A 23,787-nucleotide genomic window follows, 5' to 3' on the forward strand; every position below is an offset into this window, starting at 1 on the left:
CGCGGGCTACGCGGGTGCAGCTTCATGCGGAATATGCCGCAAGGCTTGCCGCGACCACGGGCGAAGTGGCGGCCATGCTGTCCGAAACCCGCCAGCTGGCCGATCAACTGGCCGTCGCCCGGCGCGATCTTGCGCCGATCCGCAGCGCTGCCGCGAAGGGACAGGTCGTCTTCGCAGCCGGTCACCTCGACGAGCGCGGCTATCTCGATCTTGTCGGCAACATGTACGCTCGGGAACAGGACATCATCACGATGGAAACGGCACTGCGTGATCGCCAGATCGCCATACAGACTTTGGTGGGGGCGGGTTTGCCGACTGTCGACCTCCCGGCGGAACCTGCGCTTTCTCAGGCCAAAGGAGGCGGAAAGTGACCCTTCGCAGAGCGACCCTGGCCGGTATCCTCACCCTGCTTGCGGGGTGTCACGGCGAGGCCCCCGATACGACGGCGTCGCCCAGCGTCCAGATCACCGTAGTGCGCGCCCAGCGCGGATCGCTCCCGGTCACGCTCAGCGCCTATGGCACTGCCACGCCGGCGCAGAATGGCGTGACGACGCTGAGCGTCGCGCAGCCCGGGCAGGTGACGTCGCTGGCGGTCACGCAGGGCTCCGCCGTCAAGGCGGGCCAGGTTATCGTGACCTTCACCGTCGCGCCTTCCGCACGAGGCAGCTATCTGCAGGCCGTCGATGCACTGGCTGCGGCGCGCAAGCAACGCACCGCCACGGCCGCGCTCGTCGCCCAGCAACTGGCGACCGCCGACCAGCTGGTGCAGGCCGACAAGGCGGTTTCGGACGCCAGCATCGCTCTGAAAGCGCTTGGTGCGGAAGGGGCGGGGCAGTCGGTCCAGGTGCTGCGCGCGCCGTACGACGGGATCGTTACGACACTAGGCGTATCGCAGGGCGACCGGACCCAACCTGGCGCGCCGCTGGTCACCCTTGCACGGACGAGCGGCATCGTCGTAACGGTGGGCATCGACCCGGCAGACCGGGCTGCAGTTCGGCCCGGCGCAACCGTCACCCTGCAGCGTTTGTCTTCGGCAACCGGGCAGCAGCAGGCTCCGGGGATTGCCGGCAAGGTGCTACGCGTGGACGATCTGCTCAATCCGCGCACGCGGCTGATCGACGTCGATATTTCGGCGCCCTCCGGCAGCGTGCTGGCGGGCGAGGGTATGCAGGTGGCAATCCATACCGGCGATGCGACGGGGTGGATCGTACCGCATCAGTCGGTGGTCACGACAGGCGGCGGGGCACGCGTGTTTCAGGACGTATCGGGCAAGGCCATCGGCGTGCCGGTCACGGTCGTGCTTTCCTCGCCGCGGGGAGATGTGGTGCGCGGAGCGCTCGATCCGGCGCGGCCCGTCATCGTCGAGGGTGCCTATCAGGTGAATGACGGTGATGCCGTGAGGCGAGACCACTGATGTTCGCGCAGTTTCTAGATCGCCAGTCCCGCGCGCTGGTCCTCGTCGTGCTGGCCGTGGCACTGGCCGGTATCGTCGCAGCGCTGTCGCTGCCTATCGGCCTGTTCCCGCAAGTGTCTTTTCCGCGCGTCGTAGTCGATCTGGACGCGGGAAGCCGACCCGCCGATCAGACCGCGCTGACGGTAACCCGACCGGTCGAGGAGGCGATCCGCGCTGTGCCCGGCGTGCAGGACGTACGTTCCGAGACCAGTCGTGGCTCGGCCCAGATCTCCATCGATTTCGGCTGGGGCCGGGATATGGTGTCGAGCACGTTGCTGGTCGATTCCGCCATTGCCCGCATCCTGCCCGGCCTGCCTGCAGGCACGCAGTACGATGTGCGCCGGATGGATCCCACGGTCTTCCCGATCATCTCCTATGCGCTGGTTTCGGACAGTGCCGATCCCACGGCCCTTCAGGATCTGGCGCGGTATCAGATCACGCCGTTGCTTTCGTCGATTTCGGGGCTGGCACGGGTCGGCGTGCAGGGGGGCGAGACCTCCGAGGTCCAGGTGCTCGCAGACCCGCGACGGCTGGCCGATCACAACATGGCGATGGCTGATCTCGTCACGGCGATCCGCGACGGCAATGTGCTCAGCGCAGTCGGGCAAGTGCAGGATCGTGGGCGCCTGTCTCTGGTGATCGTCGATCGCAGCGTGACCGACGCGCAGAAGGTCGGCGATATCGTGGTTCAGTCCGATCCTGCCGGAGTGGTGCGGGTGCGCGATGTCGCGACCGTACAGAACGGCAGCGTGCCGCAATGGCAGCGCATCGTCGAGGACGGCCGCCCGGCGGTGTTGTTCAACATCTACGAACAGCCCGACGGCAATGCCGTGCGCATCGCCCAGGAGGTGCAGGCCAAGCTCGCCGCCTTTAAACTCCCGCCGGGCGTGAAGCTGGTCAACTGGTACGATCAGAGCGAACTGGTCACGCAGTCGGTCGTGAGCGTGCGCGATGCCGTGCTGATCGGGCTGGTTCTGGCGGGCCTCGTGCTCCTGCTGTTCCTGCGCAGTTGGCGTGTGACGCTGATCGCGGCGCTGGTCGTCCCGGCGACGCTGGCCGCAACGGTTCTTGTGCTCAGTATTCTAGGCATGTCGTTCAACATTATGACACTGGGCGGCATCGCGGCGGCGGTTGGCTTGTTGATCGACGACGTGATTGTGATGGTGGAGCACATCGCCCGCCGTGCCGGTGCCGTTGGCGCGGATGGCAAGGTTCTGGGACAGGACGCCGTATTCCCTGCCGCGCGTGAATTCATGGTGCCGTTGACAGGATCGAGCCTTGCGACACTGATCGTGTTCCTGCCGCTGGCATTCCTGACCGGCGTGACCGGCGCCTTTTCCAAGGCGCTGTCGATTACCATGGCCGCTGCCCTTGCGATCTCGTGGGCGATGACCGCTTTCGTTGTGCCGGTCCTGGTGCGCAATTTCATCGATTTCGAGACATGGCAGGATCCGGGTGTGGCGGGCAAGGGCTGGCTGGCCCACGCACACGATGGGGCGATGGATCGCCTCGGTGCCCGTCCGTGGGTGCTGGTCGCGATTCTCGTGCCCCTGCTTGCGATCGGCTACATTGGCTATTCGAATGTGCCGACCGGCTTCATGCCCAGCGTGGACGAAGGCGGTTTCGTGATGGACTATTACACGCGCCCCGGAACGTCGCTCGACGAGTCCTCGCGCGAAATTGCGCAGGTCGATCGGATACTGCGCGCCAATCCCGAGGTGCTGACCTTCTCCCGCCGGTTGGGCACTGGCCTCGGCGGCGATCTCGGGCAGAGCTACCACGGCGATTATTTCGTTAAACTCAAGCCGGACCATGCCACGCGGACGGAGGATCTGGCCGCTGCCGTGGCCGATGAAGTCGCGGTGAAAGTGCCAGGCGTCGAGGTGGAAGTGGCGCAGCTGATGGAGGATCTCATCGGTGACCTGACCGCCGTTCCCCAGCCGATCGAAGTAAAGCTGTTTTCGTCCGATCCTTCGGTGCTGGAGGCGCAGGCCCAGAAGGTGGCGAAAACGATCTCGGCGATATCCGGCGTGGTCGAGGTGAAGGATGGCGTTCAGCTGGCCGGGGATGCCATTGATGTGCAGGTCGATCCGGTTCGGGCAGCCATGGAAGGTGTGACGCCTGCCGAGGTGCAGACACAGCTCTCCGATGCACTGACTGGCGCTGTCGCGACCTCGCTGCCGGAAGCGGCCAAGACCGTGGACGTGCGCGTTCGGTTGCCCGATGCCACAACGATCAGCCAGACTGAGCTGGCCACACTGCCGATCCGCGCGAGTGACGGTCATCTCTTCTCGCTTTCGCGCGTGGCCAGCCTCAATCCCGTGGCCGGACAGCCGCAGATCGCGCGCGAGAATCTGGAGCCGATGGTCGCGGTGACGGGACGCATACAGGGGCGCGGCATTGGTGCGGCAGTGGCGGATGTCAAAGCCGCGCTCGACCGGCCCGGAACGCTGGCGTCGGGCGTCCGCTATGAAATGGGTGGTCTCTACCAGCAGCAGCAGATCGCATTTTCCGGACTGCTGCGGGTGTTCGGTGCAGCGCTGATCGCCGAATTCATTCTGCTGCTGGTGCTCTATCGCCGCTTCTGGCTGCCGGTCATTATCATCGGCTGCTCGTTGCTGTCTACGACGGCCGTTTTTACGGCGCTTTGGCTGTCCGGCGTCGATCTCAACATTACGGCGCTGATGGGCATGACGATGATTATCGGCATTGGCACCGAGATGGCGATTTTCTACATATCGGAATTCGAGGAGATGGCGGCGCACATGCCGGTGGCCGAGGCGGCGCGTGAGGCGGCCCGCCATCGCCAGCGCCCGATTACGATGACGACGCTGGCAGCTGTGCTGACGCTGCTGCCGCTCGCGTTAGCGTGGGGGCGGGTGCAGGCATCCAGCAGCCTCTGGCGATCGCGATCATCGCAGGGTTGTTGTTGCAATACCCGTTGGTACTGATGGTGATGCCGGTTATTATAATAACCAACTTCAAGGGTTGGAAGCATTCTTTTGGCTTTGGGTAAGTCGTCGAGCGGGGGCGGCCATCGGCATCGATGACTGGGTGCAGCCAGGTATGCATATCACCCAACCCAACACTCCGTTGATCATCAACTCGGTGCTTGCCAAGACGCTTGGGGAACTACGGCAACATATGCGCCATCTGCTCGCCTCCCAGCCAATACAGGTCGCTCATCTTTATTTTACTCACGGAGCCTAAACCTAACAATTAGGCGATTCGGGCGAAGTAATCTGGAACTACAGATATCGCTACATACCCGCTTCGGTGCAGGGCTCCCAAACGCGAGTAGCCGCAGTATCGTCTGGTCCGCCATAGCACCATCCTTCGTGCGTCAGCTGGGCTTCAGTCCCGTTACGGGCTGCGCACACGGGATCTGAAGGTGAGTGATATCCTCCCTGACATTCGTCATTGAGCCGGTCCCATTGATTGAGCAGCATCTGAACACGGGGAGAAGAAGATCGCGGGCGAGGCGCGATATCTTGTTGAAGCGGGGTGCCGTCTGACTGGAAGATGTTATCGAGGCTGGCGGGTAGAGCATGAATGTCCTGCCTGGTGACACCCAAGGGCGCAGCGGCATCCGCAAGAGAGGCATAGCACATTGGAGCGGTCAGCTGGGCAAGGGACGTATTTTCGCGCAAGGCAGCGAGATCTTCCACCTGACCGCCACTCTTGAGCGCATCCTCAAGTGCGTGGGCGACACTCCATTGCGAAAGATATGCCGTTTCGCACTGGCTCAGCGCTTTTGCAAACGTCAGTGCTACCCGTCGGCCCAGGGTTTCGGGAATGACAAGTTCCTTGAGGCTCGTATTCACGTGGATACATGCGCTGTCCTCCCTTTTTGCCTGCGTGAATATAGAGATGGGATCCTCGCTTTTTTGTGCAATCGCGCGAAGCCCTCCAGCGACATCACACGGCTCAGCAATATTGCGAGCCTGCTGATACAGGTCGATGGCGTCCTGACGGGCTGTGGGACCCGGCTGTATTGGATACTGAGCTGCGCGCTCTTCGGGCGAGCCCTGCATGCTTTCTGACAGCCCTCCGGCGATGCGCACCAGCACGAAGCCCGCCACAATTAACAGCAAGATCTGACGCAGGGTCGGCCTGTATCTGCGGCGGTTGGAGTAGGATGATACATTGTATACGTCGTCATTTGCCGGCATCTGGCTGCTCCTTTATGGAGCTTTGGCGTTAGGCCGGATCTGTTTAAAATAACCTAAAATGGGATATTTCGGTGTTCGTTGTAGCGACCGTGGCGTGGCCGGAACACTCTTCACCCCAGAATACAAGCTGTTCGCCCAAAGCCTCGTGGCCGCCCGCCAGGCCGCAGGCCTCACGCAGGAGCAGTTGGCATCGAAACTGGCCAAGCCTCAATCCTATGTCTCGAAAATCGAGCGTAGTGAGCGCCGCATCGATGTGATCGAGTTTGGCCATATCTGTGTCGCTTTGGGCGAAGAGCCCGGAGCAATGCTTGCGAAAATCTGGCAACGCCTCGGCCCGGTTTAATTGGCCTGCGGGGCGTCGCAGATATCGTCCGAGGCTGAGGATGACTCTTCCGGCATCACTGGTTCGGGCGGCGGCGGCATGCCGGCAAAGAACTGCAGAATGGCATCTGCGACCTCTTCTGGGGTCGGTGGCTCAGGGTCGTCTTCAGGTCCTGCATTGTAGCTCGACAGCAGCTCCAGCAGCATTTTCAGGTCCCTGGGTTTACCGCTCTTGATGGTCTGATTGAACGTGGACCTCACCGCCAGTTCGAAAGCGGTGATCCATTTCCCATTAACGCGCACCTTTTCATCGCGAATGCGGCGTACGATGTCTTTCCTGGTCTCGCGCAGCTTCTTTTTGCGGCGACCTTTGTTGCCCGACTGTCCGGGTTTGAAGCGCGTGTGGACGGGAGGCTTGCCATAGCCCACTTCGTAGTCTGGGCCAGGCGGAGTGTCCTGGCTGTCGTCGATGTCGGCATCATCGCCGAAAGAGGCCGGATGCTCGCTCATGCTGCGATCTCCTTCGTGTCGACGCATGCCTGAACGGCGCGCTCGTCCGCGACATCCTCGAAAGTCTGCCCTGTAGCCACGAGAGTCGCGCGCTTGCCTGTAAGAGCCTGCCAGCGCCGTAGGATCGTGTCGCAATAAAGCGGATCATATTCGATGATGCGCGCCTTGCGCCCGGTCTTCTCGGCCGCGATGAGAGTGCTGCCTGAACCACCGAAAGCATCAAGCACGATCTCCCCGCGGCGCGAGCAGTCCCGCAAGGCATCGGCAATCAGGGCAACCGGCTTCACGGTCGGGTGCATGGCCAGTTCCTGGTCACGCTCTGCACCCATGGAGCTGATGCCGGCATAGTCCCAGACGTTGGTGCGATAGCGGCCGGTGTTACCCAGGCCGAAGCTGTTGGTGTGGGCAGTTGTGCCGTGCTTGAAGGCGAAGATCAGCTCGTGCTTGGAGCGGTAGAACGTACCCATGCCGCCGTTGGTCTTGTTCCACACGATCAGATTCTTGAGTTCGGTGAAGGCGATGCGGCCTGCCGTCAGCATCTCACCCATATGGCGCCAGTCCATGCAGACAAAGGCAATCGCGCCATCGCGCATATAGGCGGACATGTTGGTCAAAGTGATCGCAAGGAAGGTTGCAAACTCGCGCTCCGACATCTCGCCGCTGGCAAAAGCAAACTCGCGATGCTTGACCGTGCCAAGGCCGCAGACGTTGCCATCGACCTTCACGTTGTACGGAGGATCGGTGAACACGACATCGGCGCGCTCGTCCCCCATCAGCCGGATGAAGTCCTCCTGAGAGCGCGCATCGCTGCAGAGAAGGCGATGCCTGCCCAGCAGCCAGATATCACCGTGCCGGGAAACGGGCTCCTCCGCCACCGTTGGGATCGCATCTTCCGGAGCATCGCGTGCTTCGGGATCAGCTTCGCAGGCGGCATCAATCGCCAGGTCGATCTCTGCAAGGCTGAAGCCTGTATATTCGAGGTCGAACTCGAGGTCGAGCAGCCCCTGCAATTCGATGGCCAGCATATCCTTGTCCCAGCCCGCATTCAGCGCGAGCTTGTTATCCGCCAGAACATAGGCGCGCCGTTCGGCTTCGGTGAGGTTCGAAAGCGTAATCGTCGGCACGGTTTTCATGCCGAGCTGTTTGGCGGCCTCGACCCGGCCATGGCCGGCAACGATCTGGCCGTCGTCGGAAATGAGAACGGGGTTGGTGAAACCGAAGCGCTCGATCGACTTGGCGATCTGTTTGATCTGCGCTTTGGAATGCTTGCGGGCATTGTGGGCATAGGGGATTAGCGCGGAAGTCGCTGTTGCGACGACCGCAGTCGAATGATTTTTCATAAACGCTTTCCAGCAAACGGGAAATAATGACCCGCCTCATTCGTATGCCTGCTGCGCCTATGGTGTAAACAAGCCCTTATCACCTCTGGCTGCATGTAAGTCCTGACAAAATGGCAGAAACGGTCAAATTACATGCATATAAATATACACTTGACTTCGGGTATCTGAAGAAAATCATTCAGGTGACTAATTCGTTACATTCACCGCGATCTATGAAGGGTGTCGTCATGGGGAAGGGAAATTATTATTTTTGAAAATGATTTTATCCACAGGACGTGCCTTCGTACGATCAGGAGCGAGCGTTTGGGGCAGGGTGATAGTGCTCGCCAGCGCTGACTGATCGTCACACACATCGAGTCGGGGACTCGCTGTTAAAGGTAGAGGGTGAAACCACCGGACAATGGCCATCAGGGCCTGGTCTCATCACTGCAAGGTGAGGGCGCATCGATCGGGGAAGCAGGCAACTCGGGTTGGATTATGGCTTCGGCCGTAGTGCCTCCGGCTCCTCTTTCGTCTCACGTCCTCTCCTCGGCACAGATCACGATGCCTGCAGCGGGGTTTGCGTTTCCCTGACGGAACGCAAAATTTCCCTAAAGTTGGAATAGGGAATTGTCCGGCCAAGGCTATGATTTCTGGCGATAATAGTGCTGTCGCGCGGTCCAGATCATCACCATTTTCACGATAATTCTCGATAAAGTCGCCATTTAGGGAATTTTTGCAGGTGAGACTGGTTGCCGCTGGACTGCACCATTCACCACCTTTTTGTTTTATATCAACGATTTAAAGGTGGTTTTGCTGCTGCTTCCGGCTATTTCTCCAGCGTGAGCACCGAATAGGCTCCGAAAACAGTCGGGTTGACAGACTGCACACGTCGTTTCCGGTGTCGATAATTCTTTGATCTGTGGTGCTTTCCTCGTTCCCGAATTGTTCGCTTACGGTATAGGTGGTAGAGGCTCACCGCTGATCGTTGAGGTAGGGAATTGAAGTTCGTTGATCTGTTTTCGTGCGGTGGCGGGATGTCCACTGGATTTGCCCGCACGGGGCGCTTCACGCCGATCGGTGCCGTAGACCTTGAGGGGGCGAAGCCCAGTCATCCAGTTGGCGCAACGGCTTGCAACGACACTTACGAGGCGAACCTAGGGCTCCGGCCATTATCGGCCGACCTTGCCGTCACACCTCCTGAGGACGTCGCCGACCACTTTGGGTTCGAGCCGAACGATGTTGACCTACTCATCTCCTGTGCGCCCTGTACTGGCTTTAGTCAGAAGCAATCGCGCAACCATGTACGGGATGATGCCCGCAACCACCTCGTCGAACGCACGGCCGTTTATGCGGAGGCATGGAGGCCGAAGTATGTAGGCGGCGTGGACAAATTCCACGGCGCCCTCGCGCTGAGCTATGACTGCGGCATTTGCCGAAATCCCGGTTTGATTTAGAATAGCGAGATGCAATTCCGAACGCTCCGCATTGACGTGTCCGCCCGCGTGATCGGGGTGTGGGCACTAGCGCTCGCGCTGCCCGGTCTGATGTTTGGCTCTCTCATCATTGTGATAGTTACATTCTCTGTGCCCTTTTTGATTGCTGCCGCTGTCCTTTCCCTCTGGTTTGGGGCCGCGATCCTGCGTCGCCCGATACCTTGGTCTCTGGCAGCGATAGCCGTTCCGCTATTTGGCGGCTGCGTGATTTTTGGCCGGGCAGGCTTGTTGTCTCTGGCCATAACCGTGCCAGCAGCCTGCTATTTCGTTGCGTCGCTTCGTATCATTCCACCGACACAAAGAGACCAGATTGACGTAGCCTCCAGTCGCTGATTCAAGACTGCTTTTTGGAGGCAGGCTTGAGCAGGGGTGATCTCACTGAGGCGGAATGGCGCGTTCTGAAGGACTTGCTGCCAATCGAGCCTGAGAACCGTAGCCGAGGCAGGCCGCCTGAGCAGAACCGCTCCATCATCAACGGCATTCTCTGGCGGCTCCGCTGCGGAGCGCCGTGGCGCGATGTCCCGCCCAAGTATGGCAGTTGGAACACCATCTATCGTCGGTTCCGGCGGTGGAGTGAGGCCGGGGTCTGGGAGGCCGTTGCCGTAACGTTGGCCGAGATCATGGCCGACAGCGGCCACTACAGCATCGACAGCACCACAGTCCGCGCCCACGTTTCGGCAGCGGGCGGAAAAGGGGGACTCATCGACGCGCTCTTGGCCGCTCGCGGGGCGGGTTCACCAGTAAACTTCACTGTCTGGCTGATGCCCTTGGACGGCCAGTCGCCTTCCATCTGACGGGCGGCGAGGCCGCAGATTGCAAGGCATATGATGATTTAATCGACCTGCCTGAGCAGGCACCCGACGCATTCCTTGCCGATAAAGGCTACGATGCCGATGCCATCCGCGCCGATCTTGCCGAACGAAAGATCAAGGCCGTCATCCCTGGCCGGTCAAACCGCCGTGTGAAGATCGAGTATGATCGAGTGCTCTACAAACAGCGCAATCGGATCGAGCGCATGTTCGGCCAACTCAAGATCAACCGCGCCATCGCCACCCGCTACGACCAGCTTACCAACAGCTTCCTCGGCATGGTCCATCTCGCCACCGCTAGATACTGGCTCAAATTTGTCCACGCCGCCTAGTGCCCACACCCCGATCACGCGGGCGGACACGTCAATGCGGAGCGTTCGGAATTGCATCTCGCTATTCTAAATCAAACCGGGATTTCGGCAAATGCCGCAGTCATAGCTCAGCGCGAGGGCGCCGTGGAATTTGTCCACGCCGCCTAGGTGCGATGGTTGTAAGTCGATTTGCGGATAAGCGGTCGATTGCAATGATGGAGGCCCGAGGTGGTAAAGGGCTCCAGGCGGCTCGCCCGGCCGCCAAGGGAGAAGGCCGAAAGCTAGCGGTATTGGAAAGTTATTGACTGGCGGCACCCGCTTCAAGTGATGAATCTAATCCGGCCCCAGCGAAGTCTGATCGCGCTACAACTGCATCAGTAGATTTGTGAGTAGGGACTTGATTCGACGTATTTCTGCCTGATGGACCGTAGACAGCGCGTGCAGCAAATCTTCGGCATGGGACGTCAGCGCCAGTGCGACACGGCGGCGATCGCCTTTGTCGGCTACTCGCAAGATCATGCCTGCCTGCGCGAGGCGGTCGACCAGACCGGTAACGCTATGCGGTCGCAACATCAGGCGCTCGGCAAGCTCTCCTACCGTCATCGGCGAGCCCGCGCCGCGAATGGCCAGCAATGCCTGATGCTGCTGAGGTGTCAGCCCTTTCGCAGCAGCGGCCTCCTCACTGAAATGCAGAAACGCGCGCAGGGCATAGCGAAACTCCGCCAGAAGCCGATAGTCGGTGTCGAGGAGCGCGTCGGGCTCCGGTGGATCATGCGGGGATTGATTCATATCGTAGTGCGATATATCTGCGCAGCGCTTTCTGCAAGGTGCCCACCATGTCCACACAGATCCCGCCGGCCACGATGTCTGCACTCATTCCCCTGCCACGCATGGCCGATCATACTGCTGACAGGACCATGGTCCTGCTTGCGGCGGCAGGTCTCGTCACCGGAACGGGCGGGGCACTGGCGGCGTGGGTGCTCATCAAGCTGATTGCGCTGGTGACCAATCTGGTCTGGTTCGGACGCGTCTCTGCCGAAGCCTCGGATATGGCCTTGGCGACCCGTGGCCCATGGATGGTCGTCGCGCCGGTCCTGGGCAGCATCGCCATCGGTTTGATGGCCCGCTTCGGGTCGGACAAAATTCGAGGCCACGGCATACCGGAGGCGATCGAGGCAATTCTTTATGGCGAAAGTCGCCTGTCCCCCAAGGTTGCTGTGCTCAAGCCGTTGTCCTCGGCGATCTCCATCGGCACCGGTGGCCCATTTGGCGCCGAAGGCCCGATCATCATGACGGGCGGCGCGATCGGATCATTGTTTGCCCAATGTTTTCATCTCAGTGCCGCGGAGCGCAAGACCCTGCTGGTGGCCGGGGCTGCGGCGGGGATGACGGCGATTTTCGGCACGCCTGTGGCCGCCATCCTGCTGGCGGTCGAAGTGCTGCTTTTCGAATGGAAGCCGCGCAGTCTTGTGCCGGTTGCAACCTCGGCTGTAACGGCGCTGGTCTGGCGACCGCTGCTGGTTGGACAGGGGCCGCTGTTTGCCCTGTCCGGACACATACCCGCCATCGCGGGGTTCGTTGCGGGAGCCGTGTTGATAGGCCTGATCGTGGGCGTGGTGGCATCGCTACTTTCCGCCATGCTCTATCGCATCGAGGACGCCTTCCACCATCTGCCGCTCCACTGGATGTGGTGGCCCGCGCTAGGCGGAGTGGTGGTAGGGATCGGCGGGCTGATCGATCCTCGCGTCCTAGGCGCAGGCTATGGCAACATCCAGGATCTTCTGGCGGGTTCGTTGCTGCTTCAGGCGCTCCTGCTGCTGTTGGTTGTCAAGGCTCTGGTCTGGCTGGTTGCCTTGGGGTCGGGCACGTCGGGAGGCATCCTGGCGCCTCTGCTGATCATCGGCGGTGCGACAGGCGCTGCGATCGGGCAGCTTCTTCCCGGCAGCAATGGCATATGGGCACTGGTCGGGATGGCCGGCATCCTGAGCGCGGCGATGCGAGCGCCGCTCACAGGAGCGATATTCGCCATCGAACTGACGGGGCGGCTCGACATCTTGCCTGCCACCATGGCCGCTGCCGCCGCAAGTTACGCGGTAGCTGTCCTCGTGCTGCGCCGCTCGATTCTGACCGAAAAGATCGCGCGGAGGGGGCGGCATATTCAGCAGGAAATGGCCATCGACCCTTGGGCAATCGCCTGTGTCGGTGGCATCATGACGCCTTTGCCCGACACCTTGCCTGGCAACATGCCCGTTTTCCGGGCTCTGGAGCACTTTGCTCTCCCCCACGCGCATCGCAGCTATCCCATCATCGGTGAGGACGGGCGGCCGATCGGCATCGTGTCCCGATCGGATGTCCTGCGCTGGAGCAGCGAGACTGTGAGCGATGACGTCACCCTTGCCGAACGACAATCGGATCGGGGCCTGCTGCTGGTCACGCCTGACATGCCGGTCACGGTTCTTGCTGACCTGATGATCGCGGATGATGTCGGTCGGGTGCCGGTGGTCGATGCCCGGACGGGTGTGGTGATCGGTATTGTCGCGCGCTGCGACCTTTTGCGGGTTCGTCTGCATGCGCACCGCGAAGATCGAGAGCGACGCAGCTTCGTCCGAACTGCCCAGCCGAGGAAGAGTTCATGAAGGCCCTGCATGATTTGCTCCCACCCAAATCCTCTGGTGGCATATCCGAGCGACTTAGGGCGAGTATTGGGGGGGCGCAGGCATCGCCTTGACGGGGCTGATCTGCTCATGGGGCCTTGGCGACATCAATGCCGCGCCTCTGCTGATCGCCCCGATGGGAGCATCGGCCGTTCTGCTCTTTGGCGTGCCTGCAAGCCCGTTGGCGCAGCCATGGTCGATCATCGGCGGCAACGCGCTGGCGGCGTTGATAGGCGTGACGGCAGCGCTCTGCATTCCCTCCCAACTCATTGCGGCCGCCGTGGCATTGGGCGTGGCCTTTGTCGCCATGTCGTGGCTTCGTTGTATCCATCCGCCGAGCGGAGCTGTCGCATTGACCGCTGTTCTGGGCGGCCCGCATGTCCTCAGTCTGGGATACGGTTTCGTCCTGGTGCCCGTGATGCTGAACTCTGTAGTGCTGGTGGGGGTCGCCATGGCCTACAACAGCCTCACCGGGACATCCTATCCGCATCGGGCGCATCAGCTTGCTCATGCCCATGTGTCCGCCATGCCGGTCCGTCTTGATTCGGACATGATCGATGGCGTGCTCGCTGACTATGGAGAGATCATTGATGTCGGACGCGATGACCTGGAAATGCTATTCAAGGAATTGCTTTCAAGAATGTCCGTCTTAACCGAGCAAAGCGCTATCGGCATATCTGAGCACGTCGAATGCCCCTGACATGCCGAAAGGCCCATTCCATCTTTTAGCGAGCAGGCATTTCCGCCGATGGGGAACTGCCTCCTGATATATTCTCCGCAGCCGTTGACGCCCAATAAAAATCTGCTGCAAATAAACGCCGAAGGGGCATTCATGCGCATTGTCATCATCGACGACAGCGGTTTGCGCGCGACGGTGCTTGAGGAAGGCCTGCGCGATTCGGGCTATGACGATATTCATATCGTGCCGCCGCGTGGTGCCTTCGTTGCTCGGCTGGAGCGCATGGCGCCCGATGTCGTGCTGATGGATCTTGGCAGCCCGAGCCGCGACACTCTGGAGGAAATGCTTACCGTCAGCCGGGCGTTGGCGCGGCCGATCGCGATGTTCGTGGATCAGTCCGATGAGGCGATGATTGGTGCTGCGATCGACGCGGGCGTATCCGCCTATGTGGTGGATGGGTTGCGCAAGGAGCGGGTGAAGCCGGTGCTGGAACTGGCGGTGCGCCGCTTCAACGCCTTTTCGCGCATGCAGACGGAGCTTGAGGAGGCGCGCACCGCGCTTGCCGATCGCAAGGTGATCGATCGCGCGAAATCCATTCTCATGAACCAGCGTGCCTTGTCTGAGCAGGATGCCTATTCGCTACTGCGCTCGACCGCGATGAACCAGGGCAAGAAGATCGTTGACGTGGCGCAGGCGCTGATCACCGCCAGTGACCTGCTGGGAGGGGTATAATGACAACCAACCTTCGCATCGCCTTCCTGCCGCTCAACGACGTTGCGGTACTCGCTGCCGCGCGCGAACGCGGGTTTGCCGAGGAGGAGGGCCTTGCGCTCGATCTCGTTCGCACGACGAGTTGGGCGACGCTGCGCGACCGGCTGGTTTACGGGCAGGTGCAGGCCGCGCATATGCTCGCGCCGCTGGCGGTGGCGGTAACGTTGGGCCTCAGCCAGCAGCCGGCCGCGCTGGCGACACCGTTCAAGCTGGGCGTCAACGGGAACATGCTGGTCATGGCGAAGGACTTTGCCGCCGCGCTGGCTCCCGATCCCGCCGCGCGGCTGGTCGATCCGCTCGGCACCGCACACGACTTCGCCGCCGCTATCGGGCTGTGGCACAGAAAGCCGATCATCGGCGTTGTCCATCGCTTCTCCAGCCACGCGCTGATGCTGCGCTACTGGCTGGCCAGTGCGGGTGTCGATCCCGACCGCGACGTGGTGCTGCGCGTGCTGCCGCCCTCGCTGACGGTGGAGGCGATCCATGCAGGCGAGATCGACGGCTTCATCGCGGGCGAACCCTGGGGAAGCGCTGCCATCGAATCCGGCCGGGCGGAAGCGGTGGCGATCGGCCAGCGCATCTGGCAGCGCGGAGTCGAGAAAGTGTTGGCCTTCCGCGAGCCCTGGCTTGAGGAAAACCCCGATACCACCGATCGCCTGCTGCGCGCGCTCGCGCGTGCGGCCGTGTGGTGCGACGAACCGCAGAACCGTGAGGCGCTGGCCGACATCCTGGCCGACCCCCGCTACGTCGGCCAGCCTTCCGACCTGATCCTGCGCGCGCTGACCGGCACGATCGTCCCGCGCGTGGGCGACACGGCGGTGGCCAGTCCCGATTTCGTGCTGTTCTCGCGCGAGGCGACGCCGTTCCCGTGGCGCAGCCAGGCGTTGTGGATATACTCCCAGCTGGTGCGCTGGAACATGGTGAAGCCTTCCGCCGTGACAGCGCGGCAGGCGGCAGCGGTATTCCGTCCCGACATCTACCGCCGCGCGCTTGCCGGTAGCGACCTGCCGATGCCGGGCGCGAGCATGAAGCTGGAAGGGGCGGTCGACATGCCTCTGCCAGTAGGGTCGCACAAGGGCGATCTCATGCTTGGCCCCGACCGGTTCTTCGATGGGCGCATCTTCGATCCGGAGAGGATCGAGGACTACCTTGCCGGGTTCGCCGGGTAGGTCGCCCGGCGGGTTTTGCGTCGCAGCAACAGGCCAAACCTGAAAATGCCACCACACTGAAAAGACAAGCAATTTTACGTCTTGTCAGATGTGGTGAATCGCGGGACTATAGAAACGTCGCGCGATGATGCGCGCTCATATCGGATAGGCTGTCCCAAAGGCGGGACGCCGTCCTCACCGAAATTCGCAGCAAAGCCGCTGACCGGGCTCACCGCAAGGGTGACGTCCGGGCTGCGGCTTTTTTCGTGTCCGCTTTCATAATCTATGGGGGACGTTCCATGGCGACCGCATTCTTGCGACCTCACGAAGACAATGACGTGCCTGCACCCGCGGAAAAGCCCGCCGTCGGCTTCTGGCAGTCCGGCCACACGCCGACCCTGATTGCCGCATTTCTCTATTTCGACCTCGCCTTCATGGTCTGGGTTCTGCTCGGCCCGCTGGCACCCGAGATTTCCAGGACACTGGGCCTTACCCCTGCGCAGAAGGGCCTGATGGTGGCACTTCCAACGTTGGCGGGCGCTGTCTTGCGCGTCGTCAACGGTCTTCTCGTCGATCGTATCGGCCCCAAGCGGTCAGGCGCGATCAATCAGATGATCGTCATCACCGGCCTGTTCTTTGCCTGGTCGATGGGCATCACGAGCTTTGGCGGAACGCTGGCGCTGGGCGTGATCCTGGGCTTTGCGGGCGCCAGTTTCGCCATTGCGCTGCCGCTCGCCAGTCGCTGGTATCCGGCCGAGCATCAGGGCAAGGCGATGGGCCTTGCCGGCATGGGCAATTCGGGCACTGTCTTTGCAGCCATCTTCGCACCGACCCTGGCCAGGATGTTCGGCTGGAACGCGGTGCTGGGCCTGGCCTGCATTCCTTTGACGATAGTCCTGGCGCTTTACCTCCTCATGGCAAAGGATGCACCCAACCGGCCTGCCCCGCGCAAACTGGTGGACTATGCTGCGCTGCTAAGGCAGGCGGATGCATGGTGGCTGATGGCCTTCTATGCCGTGACGTTCGGCGGTTTCGTGGGCCTTGCCGCGTCATTGCCGATCTACTTCACCGACCAGTTCGGCCTTAGCACTGTCGTTGCCGGATATTGCACCGCAGGCTGCGTCTTCGCCGGATCGCTGGTCCGTCCGATGGGGGGCGCGCTGGCAGACAGGATCGGTGGCGTGAAGGCGCTGATGGTGGTCTATGCCGTGGCGGCGATTGCCCTCGTCGGCGTGTCTCAGGCCCCGAGCCTCTTTGCGGCGCTCGGACTGTTCGTGGTGGCAATGCTGGCGCTGGGCACCGGCAACGGTTCGGTGTTCCAGCTGGTTCCGCAGCGCTTTCAGGCCGAGATCGGGGTGATGACGGGCCTCGTCGGCATGGCAGGCGGCGTCGGCGGGTTCTACCTTGCTAGCTCGCTCGGCCTTGCCAGGCAGTTCACCGGGAGCTTTGCGCCGGGCTTCCTCATCTTTGCCGGTCTCGCGGTCGTGGCCCTTGCCTCGGTGGCAATGGTCAAGTCCCGTTGGCGCGCGACCTGGAACACCGGCGCGCGCATCTGAGTATTCGTGAGGTCGGATTGAGTACCCGACGATCTGACAGGCGCGTTACGGAATCGCTTGAGCGATCAGGCGATTCCCTTTATGTTGCAGTGCAAGGGACAGCGTTGTCCTTAACAATCGCCGAAACGCTCCACTGTCGGGGCACGTAGGCACCGAATGATGGCAAGGCCGCCATCCTGACTTCCGGTTTCGTGCCGGGGGTCTGGATGGCGGCCTTTTCTCGTTTTCAACTCCATTTCCCATGACCCATTCCCATGACACTGCCGGAGTTTCGAACATGGACTTTCAGGACGGGATCGAACCCAATTCCGACTATGATGACCCGCTGATCATGCCGAGTGGCGACGCCAACGGTGATGACAGGCGCGCGCATCTGGTCGTCGTCGGCAACGGCATGGCGGGCTGCCGCGCGGTCGAGGAACTGCTGGCCCGCGATGCGAGCCGCTATCGCGTGACCATCTTCGGCGCTGAGCCGCATGTGAACTACAACCGCATCATGCTCTCGCCAGTACTGGCGGGCGAGAAGACCTTCGAGCAGATCGTCATCAACACCCGCGAGTGGTACGACGAGCACGGCATCGACCTCATCACCGGCGATCCCGTCACCGCGATCGATCGCGCGGCGAGGACCGTCACCTCGCGCTTGGGGCGCACGGTGCATTACGACCGCCTGCTGATCGCGACCGGCTCCGATCCCTTCATCATTCCGGTGCCCGGCAAGGACTTGCCCGGCGTCATCTCGTTCCGCGACATGAACGATGTGGACACGATGCTGGCGGCGGCTGAGGCCGGAAAAGCGCAAGGCGGCGGCTCGGCGGTGGTCATCGGTGGCGGCCTGCTGGGGCTGGAGGCCGCACATGGTCTGACCCTGCGCGGCATGAAGGTCACCGTCATCCACCTCATGCCCACGCTGATGGAGCGCCAGCTGGATGAGGCGGCAGGCTGGCTGCTCAAGTCCGCGCTGGAAGGGCGCGGCCAGACTATCCTGACCGGCGCCGACACCGCCGAGATTTACGGCGAGGGTAAGGTTGAGGGCGTACGCCTCAAGGACGGGCGCGAGATTCCCGCCAGCCTCGTGGTCATGGCCGTGGGCATCCGCCCCGCCACCGCGCTGGCGCGCGAGGCCGGGCTGGAGGTCAATCGCGGCATCAAGGTCGATGACCACATGGTCACCAGCGATCCTTGCGTACTCGCGGTCGGCGAATGCGTGGAGCATGACGGCAACGTCTATGGTCTCGTCGCGCCGCTGTGGGACATGTGCCGCAGCCTCGCCGACGGGCTCACCGACCGGCACACCGGCTATCGCGGCTCGGTCACCTCGACCAAGCTGAAGGTCGCCGGGCTTGACGTGTTCTCGGCCGGCGACTTCTCGGGCGGTGAAGGCTGCGAGGACATCGTGCTGCGCGATGCGGCGCGCGGCGTATATAAGCGCGTCGTGGTGAAGGACGACCGCATCATCGGCGCCGTGCTCTACGGCGATACGGCAGACGGCGGCTGGTACTTCGACCTGCTGAAGAAGGTCGAAGACGTTTCCGAAATCCGCGACCTGCTGATCTTCGGGCAGGCCTTCGCCTCCGGAGGTGGGCTGGCGGACCCTAAGGCGGCCGTTGCAGCGCTCTCGGACGATGCCGAGATTTGCGGCTGCAACGGCGTCTCCAAGGGCCAGGTCGTCGGCTGCATTGAGGCGGGCGCCTGCAGCCTTGATGCGGTGCGTGCCGGTTGCAAGGCTTCGGCCAGTTGCGGATCGTGCACCGGCCTTGTCGAGAACCTGCTGGCGCTAACGCTGGGCGAGGAGGTGGAATCCGGCCCCAAGACAATGTGCAAGTGCACCAGCTTCACCCATGACGATGTGCGACGCGAGATCGTGGCGCAGGACATGCGCTCGATCCCCGAAGTGATGCACAAGCTGCACTGGGCAACGCCGGACGGCTGTTCGTCCTGCCGCCCGGCGCTCAACTACTACCTGCTCTGCGCGCTTCCGGGCGAATACGTGGACGATCAGCAGAGCCGCTTCGTCAACGAGCGAATGCACGCCAATATCCAGAAGGACGGCACCTATTCCGTCGTCCCGCGCATGTGGGGCGGTCTCACCAACCCGCGCGAGTTACGTGCGATCGCCGACGTGGTCGAGAAGTACGATGCGCCGATGGTCAAGGTAACCGGCGGCCAGCGCCTCGACATCTTCGGGATCAAGAAGGAGGATCTGCCCGCCGTATGGGCCGATCTCAACGCCGCCGGGATGGTCTCTGGCCATGCCTATGGCAAGAGCTTGCGCACGGTGAAGACCTGCGTGGGTTCGGAGTGGTGCCGCTTCGGTACGCAGGATTCGACCGGTCTCGGCGTCAAGACCGAGCGGATGACCTGGGGCTCGTGGATGCCGCACAAGTTCAAGATCGCCGTCTCCGGCTGCCCGCGCAACTGTGCCGAGGCGACGATCAAGGACTTCGGGATCGTCTGCGTGGACTCCGGCTACGAACTGAGCGTGGGCGGCAACGGCGGCATCAAGGTGCGCGCCACCGACTTCCTGTGCAAGGTCGCGACCGAGGAAGAGGCCCTCGAATACTGCGCAGCCTTCATCCAGGTCTACCGCGAGGAAGCGCGCTATCTGGAGCGCACTGCACCGTGGATAGAGCGTGTCGGTGTCGATTACGTGAAGTCCCGCGTGGTCGAGGACGAGGCGGGGCGCAAGGCGCTCGCCGCGCGGTTCCTCTATTCGCAGAGCTTCAGCCAGGACGATCCGTGGGAAAGCCGCGCCTCGGGCGACCGCGCCGACTTGCACCAGCCGCTCCAACCTCATGCTCTCGAAGCCGCGGAGTGAACGCCATGACCGACTGGATCGATATCGGAACCCTCAGCGACATCCCCCAGCGCGGCGCCCGCACTGTGCGCCTTGACGGGGAACCGGAGATCGCCGTGTTCCGCACCGGCGACGACAAGGTCTTCGCGCTCGTCAACGAATGCCCGCACAAGAAGGGGCCGCTCAGCCAGGGCATCGTCCATGGGCACTCGGTTTCCTGCCCGCTGCACAACTGGAACATCGCGCTGGCCAGCGGCGAGGCGCAAGGGGCGGACAGCGGCTGCACCCCGACCATCGCCGTGCGCGAGGAGAACGGGCGCATCCTGCTGGCCCGTCCCGAAGCCAGGAGTCCCGAAATGATGAAGGACGCTGCCTGATGCGCGAGGCGGTCCGCACGACCTGCGCCTATTGCGGCGTCGGCTGCGGCATCTCGGCCACCCCGACCGGTGTGCGCGAGGTGACGATCCGGGGCGACGAAGCGCACCCGGCGAATGCGGGCCGCCTCTGCTCCAAGGGTACGCATCTGGGCGAGACGGTCGGGCTGACCGGCCGCCTGCTCCACCCGATGATCGGCGAGCGGCGCGTGCGGTGGGACAAGGCGCTGGATCTCGTGGCGAAGCGCTTTCGCGACACCATCGCCCGCCATGGGCCGGACAGCGTAGCGTTCTACGTTTCGGGACAGCTGCTGACCGAGGACTATTACGTCGCCAACAAGCTGATGAAGGGCTTCATCGGCTCGGCCAACATCGACACCAATTCGCGCCTGTGCATGTCCAGCGCGGTGGCCGGCCACACCCGCGCCTTCGGCGAGGACGTGGTGCCCGCCGCTTACGAGGATCTCGACAAGGCCGACCTTGTCGTACTGATCGGCTCCAACACCGCATGGTGCCACCCGATCGTCTACCAGCGTATCCAGGCCGCGCGCGCCGAACGGGGCACGAAGCTGATCGTCATCGACCCGCGCCGCACCGAGACGTGCGAGGGCGCCGACCTCCACCTGCCGCTGCGCCCCGGCAGCGACGTCGCGCTGATGAACGGCCTCCTCGCATGGCTGGCCGAGCAGGACATGGTCGGGCAAAGTGCGATCAACAGGGCGTTCATGACTGCCCACGTCGAGGTGCCCGAGGGTTTCTGGGAGCACTTGGCTACCGGACATGACGTGTGGAGCACGGCGAAGACCTGCGACCTCGACCCCGCGCTGCTGCTGAAGTTCTACGAACTGTTCGCCGCCAACCCGCGCACGGTCACGCTGTTCAGCCAAGGGATCAACCAGTCGATCCGCGGCACCGATCAGGTCAACGCGATCATCAACGTCCACCTCGCGACGGGGCGGATCGGCCGGCCGGGCGCGGCGCCGTTCTCGATCACCGGGCAGCCTAATGCGATGGGCGGGCGCGAGGTCGGCGGGCTTGCCTCGACGCTGGCGGCGCACATGGACTTCGCGCCCGAGAACGTCGCCCGCGTCGGCCGCTTCTGGGCCGCGCCGACGATGGCGACGAAGCCCGGCCTCAAGGCGGTGGAGCTGTTCCGCGCCATCGGCGAAGGGCGGATCAAGGCGCTGTGGGTCATGGCGACCAACCCGGCCGTGTCGCTGCCGGACGCCGGAAACGTGCGCGCGGCACTGGAGAAATGCCCCTTCGTCGTCGTCTCCGATGTCATCGCCAACACCGACACCACTGCCCATGCCGACGTCCGCCTGCCCGCCGCCGCATGGGGGAGAAGGACGGCACCGTCACCAATTCGGAACGCACGATCAGCCGCCAGCGTCCGTTCATGGACCTGCCCGGAGAGGCCAAGCCGGACTGGTGGATCGTCAAGGAAGTCGCTCGCCGGATGGGCTGGGGCAGCGCTTTCGCCTACGATACGCCCGCCGACATCTGGCGCGAACATGCGCGCCTGACCGCCTATCAAAATGACGGCGCGCGCGTTCTGAACCTTGCCACCCATGCCGCGATCGGCAACCTGGCCTATGACGCGATGGAGCCGTTCCGCTGGGGCGGTACGCCCTTTGCCGATGGCCGCTTCCCGACGCCAAGCGGACGCGCGCGGATGGTCAAGGTCGGGCAGATGGACCTGGAGGCCCCGCTTGCCGACTGGCCGCTGACGCTCAACACCGGACGTTACCGCGACCAGTGGCATACGATGACCCGCACCGGCCTCGCCCCCAAGCTGGCGCGCCATCGCGAGGAACCGCTGGTCGAGGTCCACCCCGCCGACGCCGCCGCGCTGGAGTTGCGGGATGGCGATCTGGCCCGCGTCTCGACCCCGCAGGGCCAGAGCACCTTCCGCGTGATGCTCAGCGATGGCCAGCGTCCGGGCGAGATCTTCACGCCGATCCACTGGACCGACCAGATTTCCACTGGCGGTCGCACGGGACTGCTGCCGCGTCCGCTGGTTGATCCGCACTCCGGCCAGCCCGGCTTCAAGTCCACCCCCGCCGCGCTCGCCAGGGTCGAGACCGAGTGGAAGGGCTTCCTCATCCTGCGAGGAGACGAACCCGCCCGTGTCCCCTGCATGTGGGCGACGCGCGTGGCGGTGCCAGGCGGCGCGCTCTACGAGATCGCGGGCAATGGCGCTGGCGCCCGCATCGAAGCCTGCCTGCCAAAGGGTGAGCGCATCGAAGCCATCGACCATACCCGAGGCTCGCGCCGCGTCGCGATCGTGGTCGAAGGCAGGCTGGCGGGCGTGCTGTTCGTCACGCGCACCGGCCTGCTCCCGTCGCGCGACTGGCTGATCGGGCAACTCGCGGTCGAGGGCGTCGGCGCGACCGTCCTTGCCGCGCGCGGGCCGGGCAGCCAGCCCGACAAGGGCGCGACCGTCTGCGTCTGCTTCGACATCGGCCTCAACCAGATCGTCGCCGCCATTCGCGCGCAGGCACTGGTGGACGTGCCCGCCATCGGCAAGGCGCTCGGCGCTGGAACCAATTGCGGCTCGTGCCGCCCCGCGCTTGCCAAGATACTCAGCCAGACCAGTGAGGAGGTCCTCGATGCAGCCGAATGAACTGATCGCCCCCGGTGAAGTCTGGCTGGTCGGTGCGGGGCCGGGCGATCCGGACCTTCTCACGCGCAAGGCCGAAAAGCTGATCGGAGTGGCGGACATCGTCTTTTACGACGCCCTTGTCGGTGAGGGCGTGCTCGATCTGATCCCCGATAGTACGGAAAGGGTGAGCGTCGGCAAGCGGTCGGGACGCCATTCCAGGGACCAGCAGACCATCGACGAGATGCTTGTCGCCGCTGCACTGTCAGGCAAACGCGTAGTCCGTCTCAAGGGCGGCGACCCCGCCATGTTCGCTCGCGCGACCGAGGAAATGACGGCTTTGCGTAAGGCGAAGGTCCGGGTCCGCATTTGCCCAGGCATCACCGCTGCCAGTGCCGTCGCGGCTTCGGCCGGGATGTCGCTCTCGTTGCGGGGCATCGCGCGCCGGGTGCAGTTCGTCACCGCGCATAGCCGCAACGGTCAGGCGCTCGATCTGGACTGGCACTCGCTCGCCGATCCTGCCTGTACGCTGGCGGTCTATATGGGCCGGGAAGCCGCTCCCGAACTGAGCATGGCCCTGATCGCCGCCGGTTTACCGGGCTCGACCCCCGCCCTGATCACCTGCGACGCATCCTTGCCGCAGGAACAGCAGTTGCGCACCCGGCTGGACCTGCTGCCGCTGGTCGCCCAGGCCTTTGCCGAGGATCGACCGACCCTGATCCTGATCGGAGAGGCCGTGGCACAGGCTGACGGCATGGTGCCCATCGGTTCGGCAGCGACGTTGCCTCTGCCGTTTTCGGTCGCGGAGTAGAGGC

At 63.1% G+C, this 23,787-nt stretch carries 17 protein-coding genes and 2 pseudogenes; 15 read left to right on the top strand and 4 right to left on the bottom strand.

Translation table 11 applies throughout. The annotated features are described in order from the left end of the window. Positions 1-14 precede the first annotated feature (14 nt). From CI805_RS16655 to CI805_RS16665, 3 genes and pseudogenes are all read left to right on the top strand, one after another. Positions 15-371: a hypothetical protein gene (locus CI805_RS16655; protein WP_260929340.1), complete on the top strand. Its 357-nt coding sequence runs from the start codon at positions 15-17 to the stop codon at positions 369-371. Next, positions 368-1,414, top strand: a complete 1,047-nt coding sequence (locus tag CI805_RS16660) for an efflux RND transporter periplasmic adaptor subunit (RefSeq protein WP_260929342.1) — start codon at positions 368-370, stop codon at positions 1,412-1,414. The genes CI805_RS16655 and CI805_RS16660 overlap by 4 nt, the downstream gene beginning before the upstream one ends. Next, positions 1,414-4,469: pseudogene (locus tag CI805_RS16665) on the top strand (efflux RND transporter permease subunit). Before CI805_RS16660 ends, CI805_RS16665 begins: the two are co-directional and overlap by 1 nt. A 244-nt stretch (positions 4,470-4,713) precedes the next feature. Here the strand turns inward: CI805_RS16665 and CI805_RS16670 are convergent. Continuing rightward, positions 4,714-5,625 carry a hypothetical protein gene (locus CI805_RS16670; protein ID WP_260929344.1) on the bottom strand — a complete coding sequence of 304 codons (912 nt, stop codon included), beginning with the start codon at positions 5,623-5,625 and terminating at the stop codon, positions 4,714-4,716. 94 nt (positions 5,626-5,719) lie between these two features. Between CI805_RS16670 and CI805_RS16675 the strand changes: the two genes are divergently transcribed. After that, positions 5,720-5,968, top strand: coding sequence for a multiprotein-bridging factor 1 family protein (locus CI805_RS16675; RefSeq protein ID WP_260929346.1), 249 nt, complete (start codon positions 5,720-5,722; stop codon positions 5,966-5,968). Here CI805_RS16675 and CI805_RS16680 read toward each other — a convergent pair. Both CI805_RS16680 and CI805_RS16685 read right to left on the bottom strand, forming a co-directional pair. Next, positions 5,965-6,456 (bottom strand): DUF5681 domain-containing protein, encoded by a 492-nt coding sequence (locus CI805_RS16680; protein ID WP_260929348.1) that lies wholly within the window; start codon positions 6,454-6,456, stop codon positions 5,965-5,967. The two genes, CI805_RS16675 and CI805_RS16680, sit on opposite strands and share 4 nt — an antisense overlap. After that, positions 6,453-7,796, bottom strand: a complete 1,344-nt coding sequence (locus CI805_RS16685) for a site-specific DNA-methyltransferase (protein WP_260929350.1) — start codon at positions 7,794-7,796, stop codon at positions 6,453-6,455. Before CI805_RS16685 ends, CI805_RS16680 begins: the two co-directional genes overlap by 4 nt. Before the next feature lie 980 nt (positions 7,797-8,776). Here CI805_RS16685 and CI805_RS16690 point away from each other — a divergent pair. Both CI805_RS16690 and CI805_RS16695 read left to right on the top strand, forming a co-directional pair. Next, positions 8,777-9,232 (top strand): DNA cytosine methyltransferase, encoded by a 456-nt coding sequence (locus tag CI805_RS16690; protein WP_260929352.1) that lies wholly within the window; start codon positions 8,777-8,779, stop codon positions 9,230-9,232. A 398-nt stretch (positions 9,233-9,630) separates the two neighbouring features. Further along, positions 9,631-10,412 (top strand): IS5 family transposase gene (locus CI805_RS16695; protein ID WP_260929355.1). Its coding sequence is split into 2 segments (ribosomal slippage): positions 9,631-9,955 and positions 9,955-10,412, totalling 783 coding nucleotides; the frame shifts between segments, so codons are not numbered across the junction. A 342-nt stretch (positions 10,413-10,754) separates the two neighbouring features. On the opposite strand, the gene CI805_RS16700 is transcribed toward CI805_RS16695, so the two are convergent. Continuing rightward, positions 10,755-11,180 (bottom strand): MarR family winged helix-turn-helix transcriptional regulator, encoded by a 426-nt coding sequence (locus CI805_RS16700; RefSeq protein WP_260929357.1) that lies wholly within the window; start codon positions 11,178-11,180, stop codon positions 10,755-10,757. Between the two features lie 47 nt (positions 11,181-11,227). Between CI805_RS16700 and CI805_RS16705 the strand changes: the two genes are divergently transcribed. The 9 genes and pseudogenes from CI805_RS16705 (at position 11,228) to cobA (ending at position 23,783) form a co-directional block, all read left to right on the top strand. Continuing rightward, positions 11,228-13,027: a chloride channel protein gene (locus tag CI805_RS16705; RefSeq protein WP_260929359.1), complete on the top strand. Its 1,800-nt coding sequence runs from the start codon at positions 11,228-11,230 to the stop codon at positions 13,025-13,027. A gap of 88 nt (positions 13,028-13,115) precedes the next feature. Continuing rightward, complete coding sequence (locus CI805_RS16710; protein WP_260929361.1) at positions 13,116-13,745, top strand: HPP family protein; 630 nt, start codon at positions 13,116-13,118, stop codon at positions 13,743-13,745. 132 nt (positions 13,746-13,877) lie between these two features. Next, positions 13,878-14,456, top strand: a complete 579-nt coding sequence (locus CI805_RS16715) for an ANTAR domain-containing response regulator (protein WP_260929363.1) — start codon at positions 13,878-13,880, stop codon at positions 14,454-14,456. After that, positions 14,456-15,664 (top strand): ABC transporter substrate-binding protein, encoded by a 1,209-nt coding sequence (locus CI805_RS16720; protein WP_260929365.1) that lies wholly within the window; start codon positions 14,456-14,458, stop codon positions 15,662-15,664. The genes CI805_RS16715 and CI805_RS16720 overlap by 1 nt, the downstream gene beginning before the upstream one ends. Before the next feature lie 278 nt (positions 15,665-15,942). Continuing rightward, a complete protein-coding gene (locus tag CI805_RS16725) occupies positions 15,943-17,199 on the top strand; it encodes a nitrate/nitrite transporter (RefSeq protein ID WP_260929367.1) in 1,257 nt (418 codons plus the stop codon). 277 nt (positions 17,200-17,476) lie between these two features. Further along, positions 17,477-20,017: a nitrite reductase large subunit NirB gene (gene nirB, locus CI805_RS16730; RefSeq protein ID WP_260929699.1), complete on the top strand. Its 2,541-nt coding sequence runs from the start codon at positions 17,477-17,479 to the stop codon at positions 20,015-20,017. 5 nt (positions 20,018-20,022) lie between these two features. Further along, positions 20,023-20,373 carry a nitrite reductase small subunit NirD gene (nirD, locus tag CI805_RS16735; protein WP_260929369.1) on the top strand — a complete coding sequence of 117 codons (351 nt, stop codon included), beginning with the start codon at positions 20,023-20,025 and terminating at the stop codon, positions 20,371-20,373. Continuing rightward, positions 20,373-22,996 (top strand): annotated as a pseudogene (locus tag CI805_RS16740) (molybdopterin-dependent oxidoreductase). The gene nirD and the pseudogene CI805_RS16740 overlap by 1 nt, the downstream one beginning before the upstream one ends. Beyond that, complete coding sequence (gene cobA / locus CI805_RS16745) at positions 22,983-23,783, top strand: uroporphyrinogen-III C-methyltransferase (protein WP_260929370.1); 801 nt, start codon at positions 22,983-22,985, stop codon at positions 23,781-23,783. The pseudogene CI805_RS16740 and the gene cobA overlap by 14 nt, the downstream one beginning before the upstream one ends. Positions 23,784-23,787 lie beyond the last annotated feature (4 nt).

The organism is Novosphingobium sp. 9, from assembly GCF_025340265.1.
GTDB lineage: Bacteria > Pseudomonadota > Alphaproteobacteria > Sphingomonadales > Sphingomonadaceae > Novosphingobium.

Coding starts and splice junctions, on each gene's coding strand:
- nirB (WP_260929699.1), top strand. CDS start 17,477: ATGGACTTTCAGGACGGGATCGAACCCAATTCCGACTATGATGACCCG.
- CI805_RS16715 (WP_260929363.1), top strand. CDS start 13,878: ATGCGCATTGTCATCATCGACGACAGCGGTTTGCGCGCGACGGTGCTT.
- CI805_RS16670 (WP_260929344.1), bottom strand. CDS start 5,625: ATGCCGGCAAATGACGACGTATACAATGTATCATCCTACTCCAACCGC.
- nirD (WP_260929369.1), top strand. CDS start 20,023: ATGACCGACTGGATCGATATCGGAACCCTCAGCGACATCCCCCAGCGC.
- CI805_RS16700 (WP_260929357.1), bottom strand. CDS start 11,180: ATGAATCAATCCCCGCATGATCCACCGGAGCCCGACGCGCTCCTCGAC.
- cobA (WP_260929370.1), top strand. CDS start 22,983: ATGCAGCCGAATGAACTGATCGCCCCCGGTGAAGTCTGGCTGGTCGGT.
- CI805_RS16705 (WP_260929359.1), top strand. CDS start 11,228: ATGTCCACACAGATCCCGCCGGCCACGATGTCTGCACTCATTCCCCTG.
- CI805_RS16720 (WP_260929365.1), top strand. CDS start 14,456: ATGACAACCAACCTTCGCATCGCCTTCCTGCCGCTCAACGACGTTGCG.
- CI805_RS16680 (WP_260929348.1), bottom strand. CDS start 6,456: ATGAGCGAGCATCCGGCCTCTTTCGGCGATGATGCCGACATCGACGAC.
- CI805_RS16685 (WP_260929350.1), bottom strand. CDS start 7,796: ATGAAAAATCATTCGACTGCGGTCGTCGCAACAGCGACTTCCGCGCTA.
- CI805_RS16725 (WP_260929367.1), top strand. CDS start 15,943: ATGGCGACCGCATTCTTGCGACCTCACGAAGACAATGACGTGCCTGCA.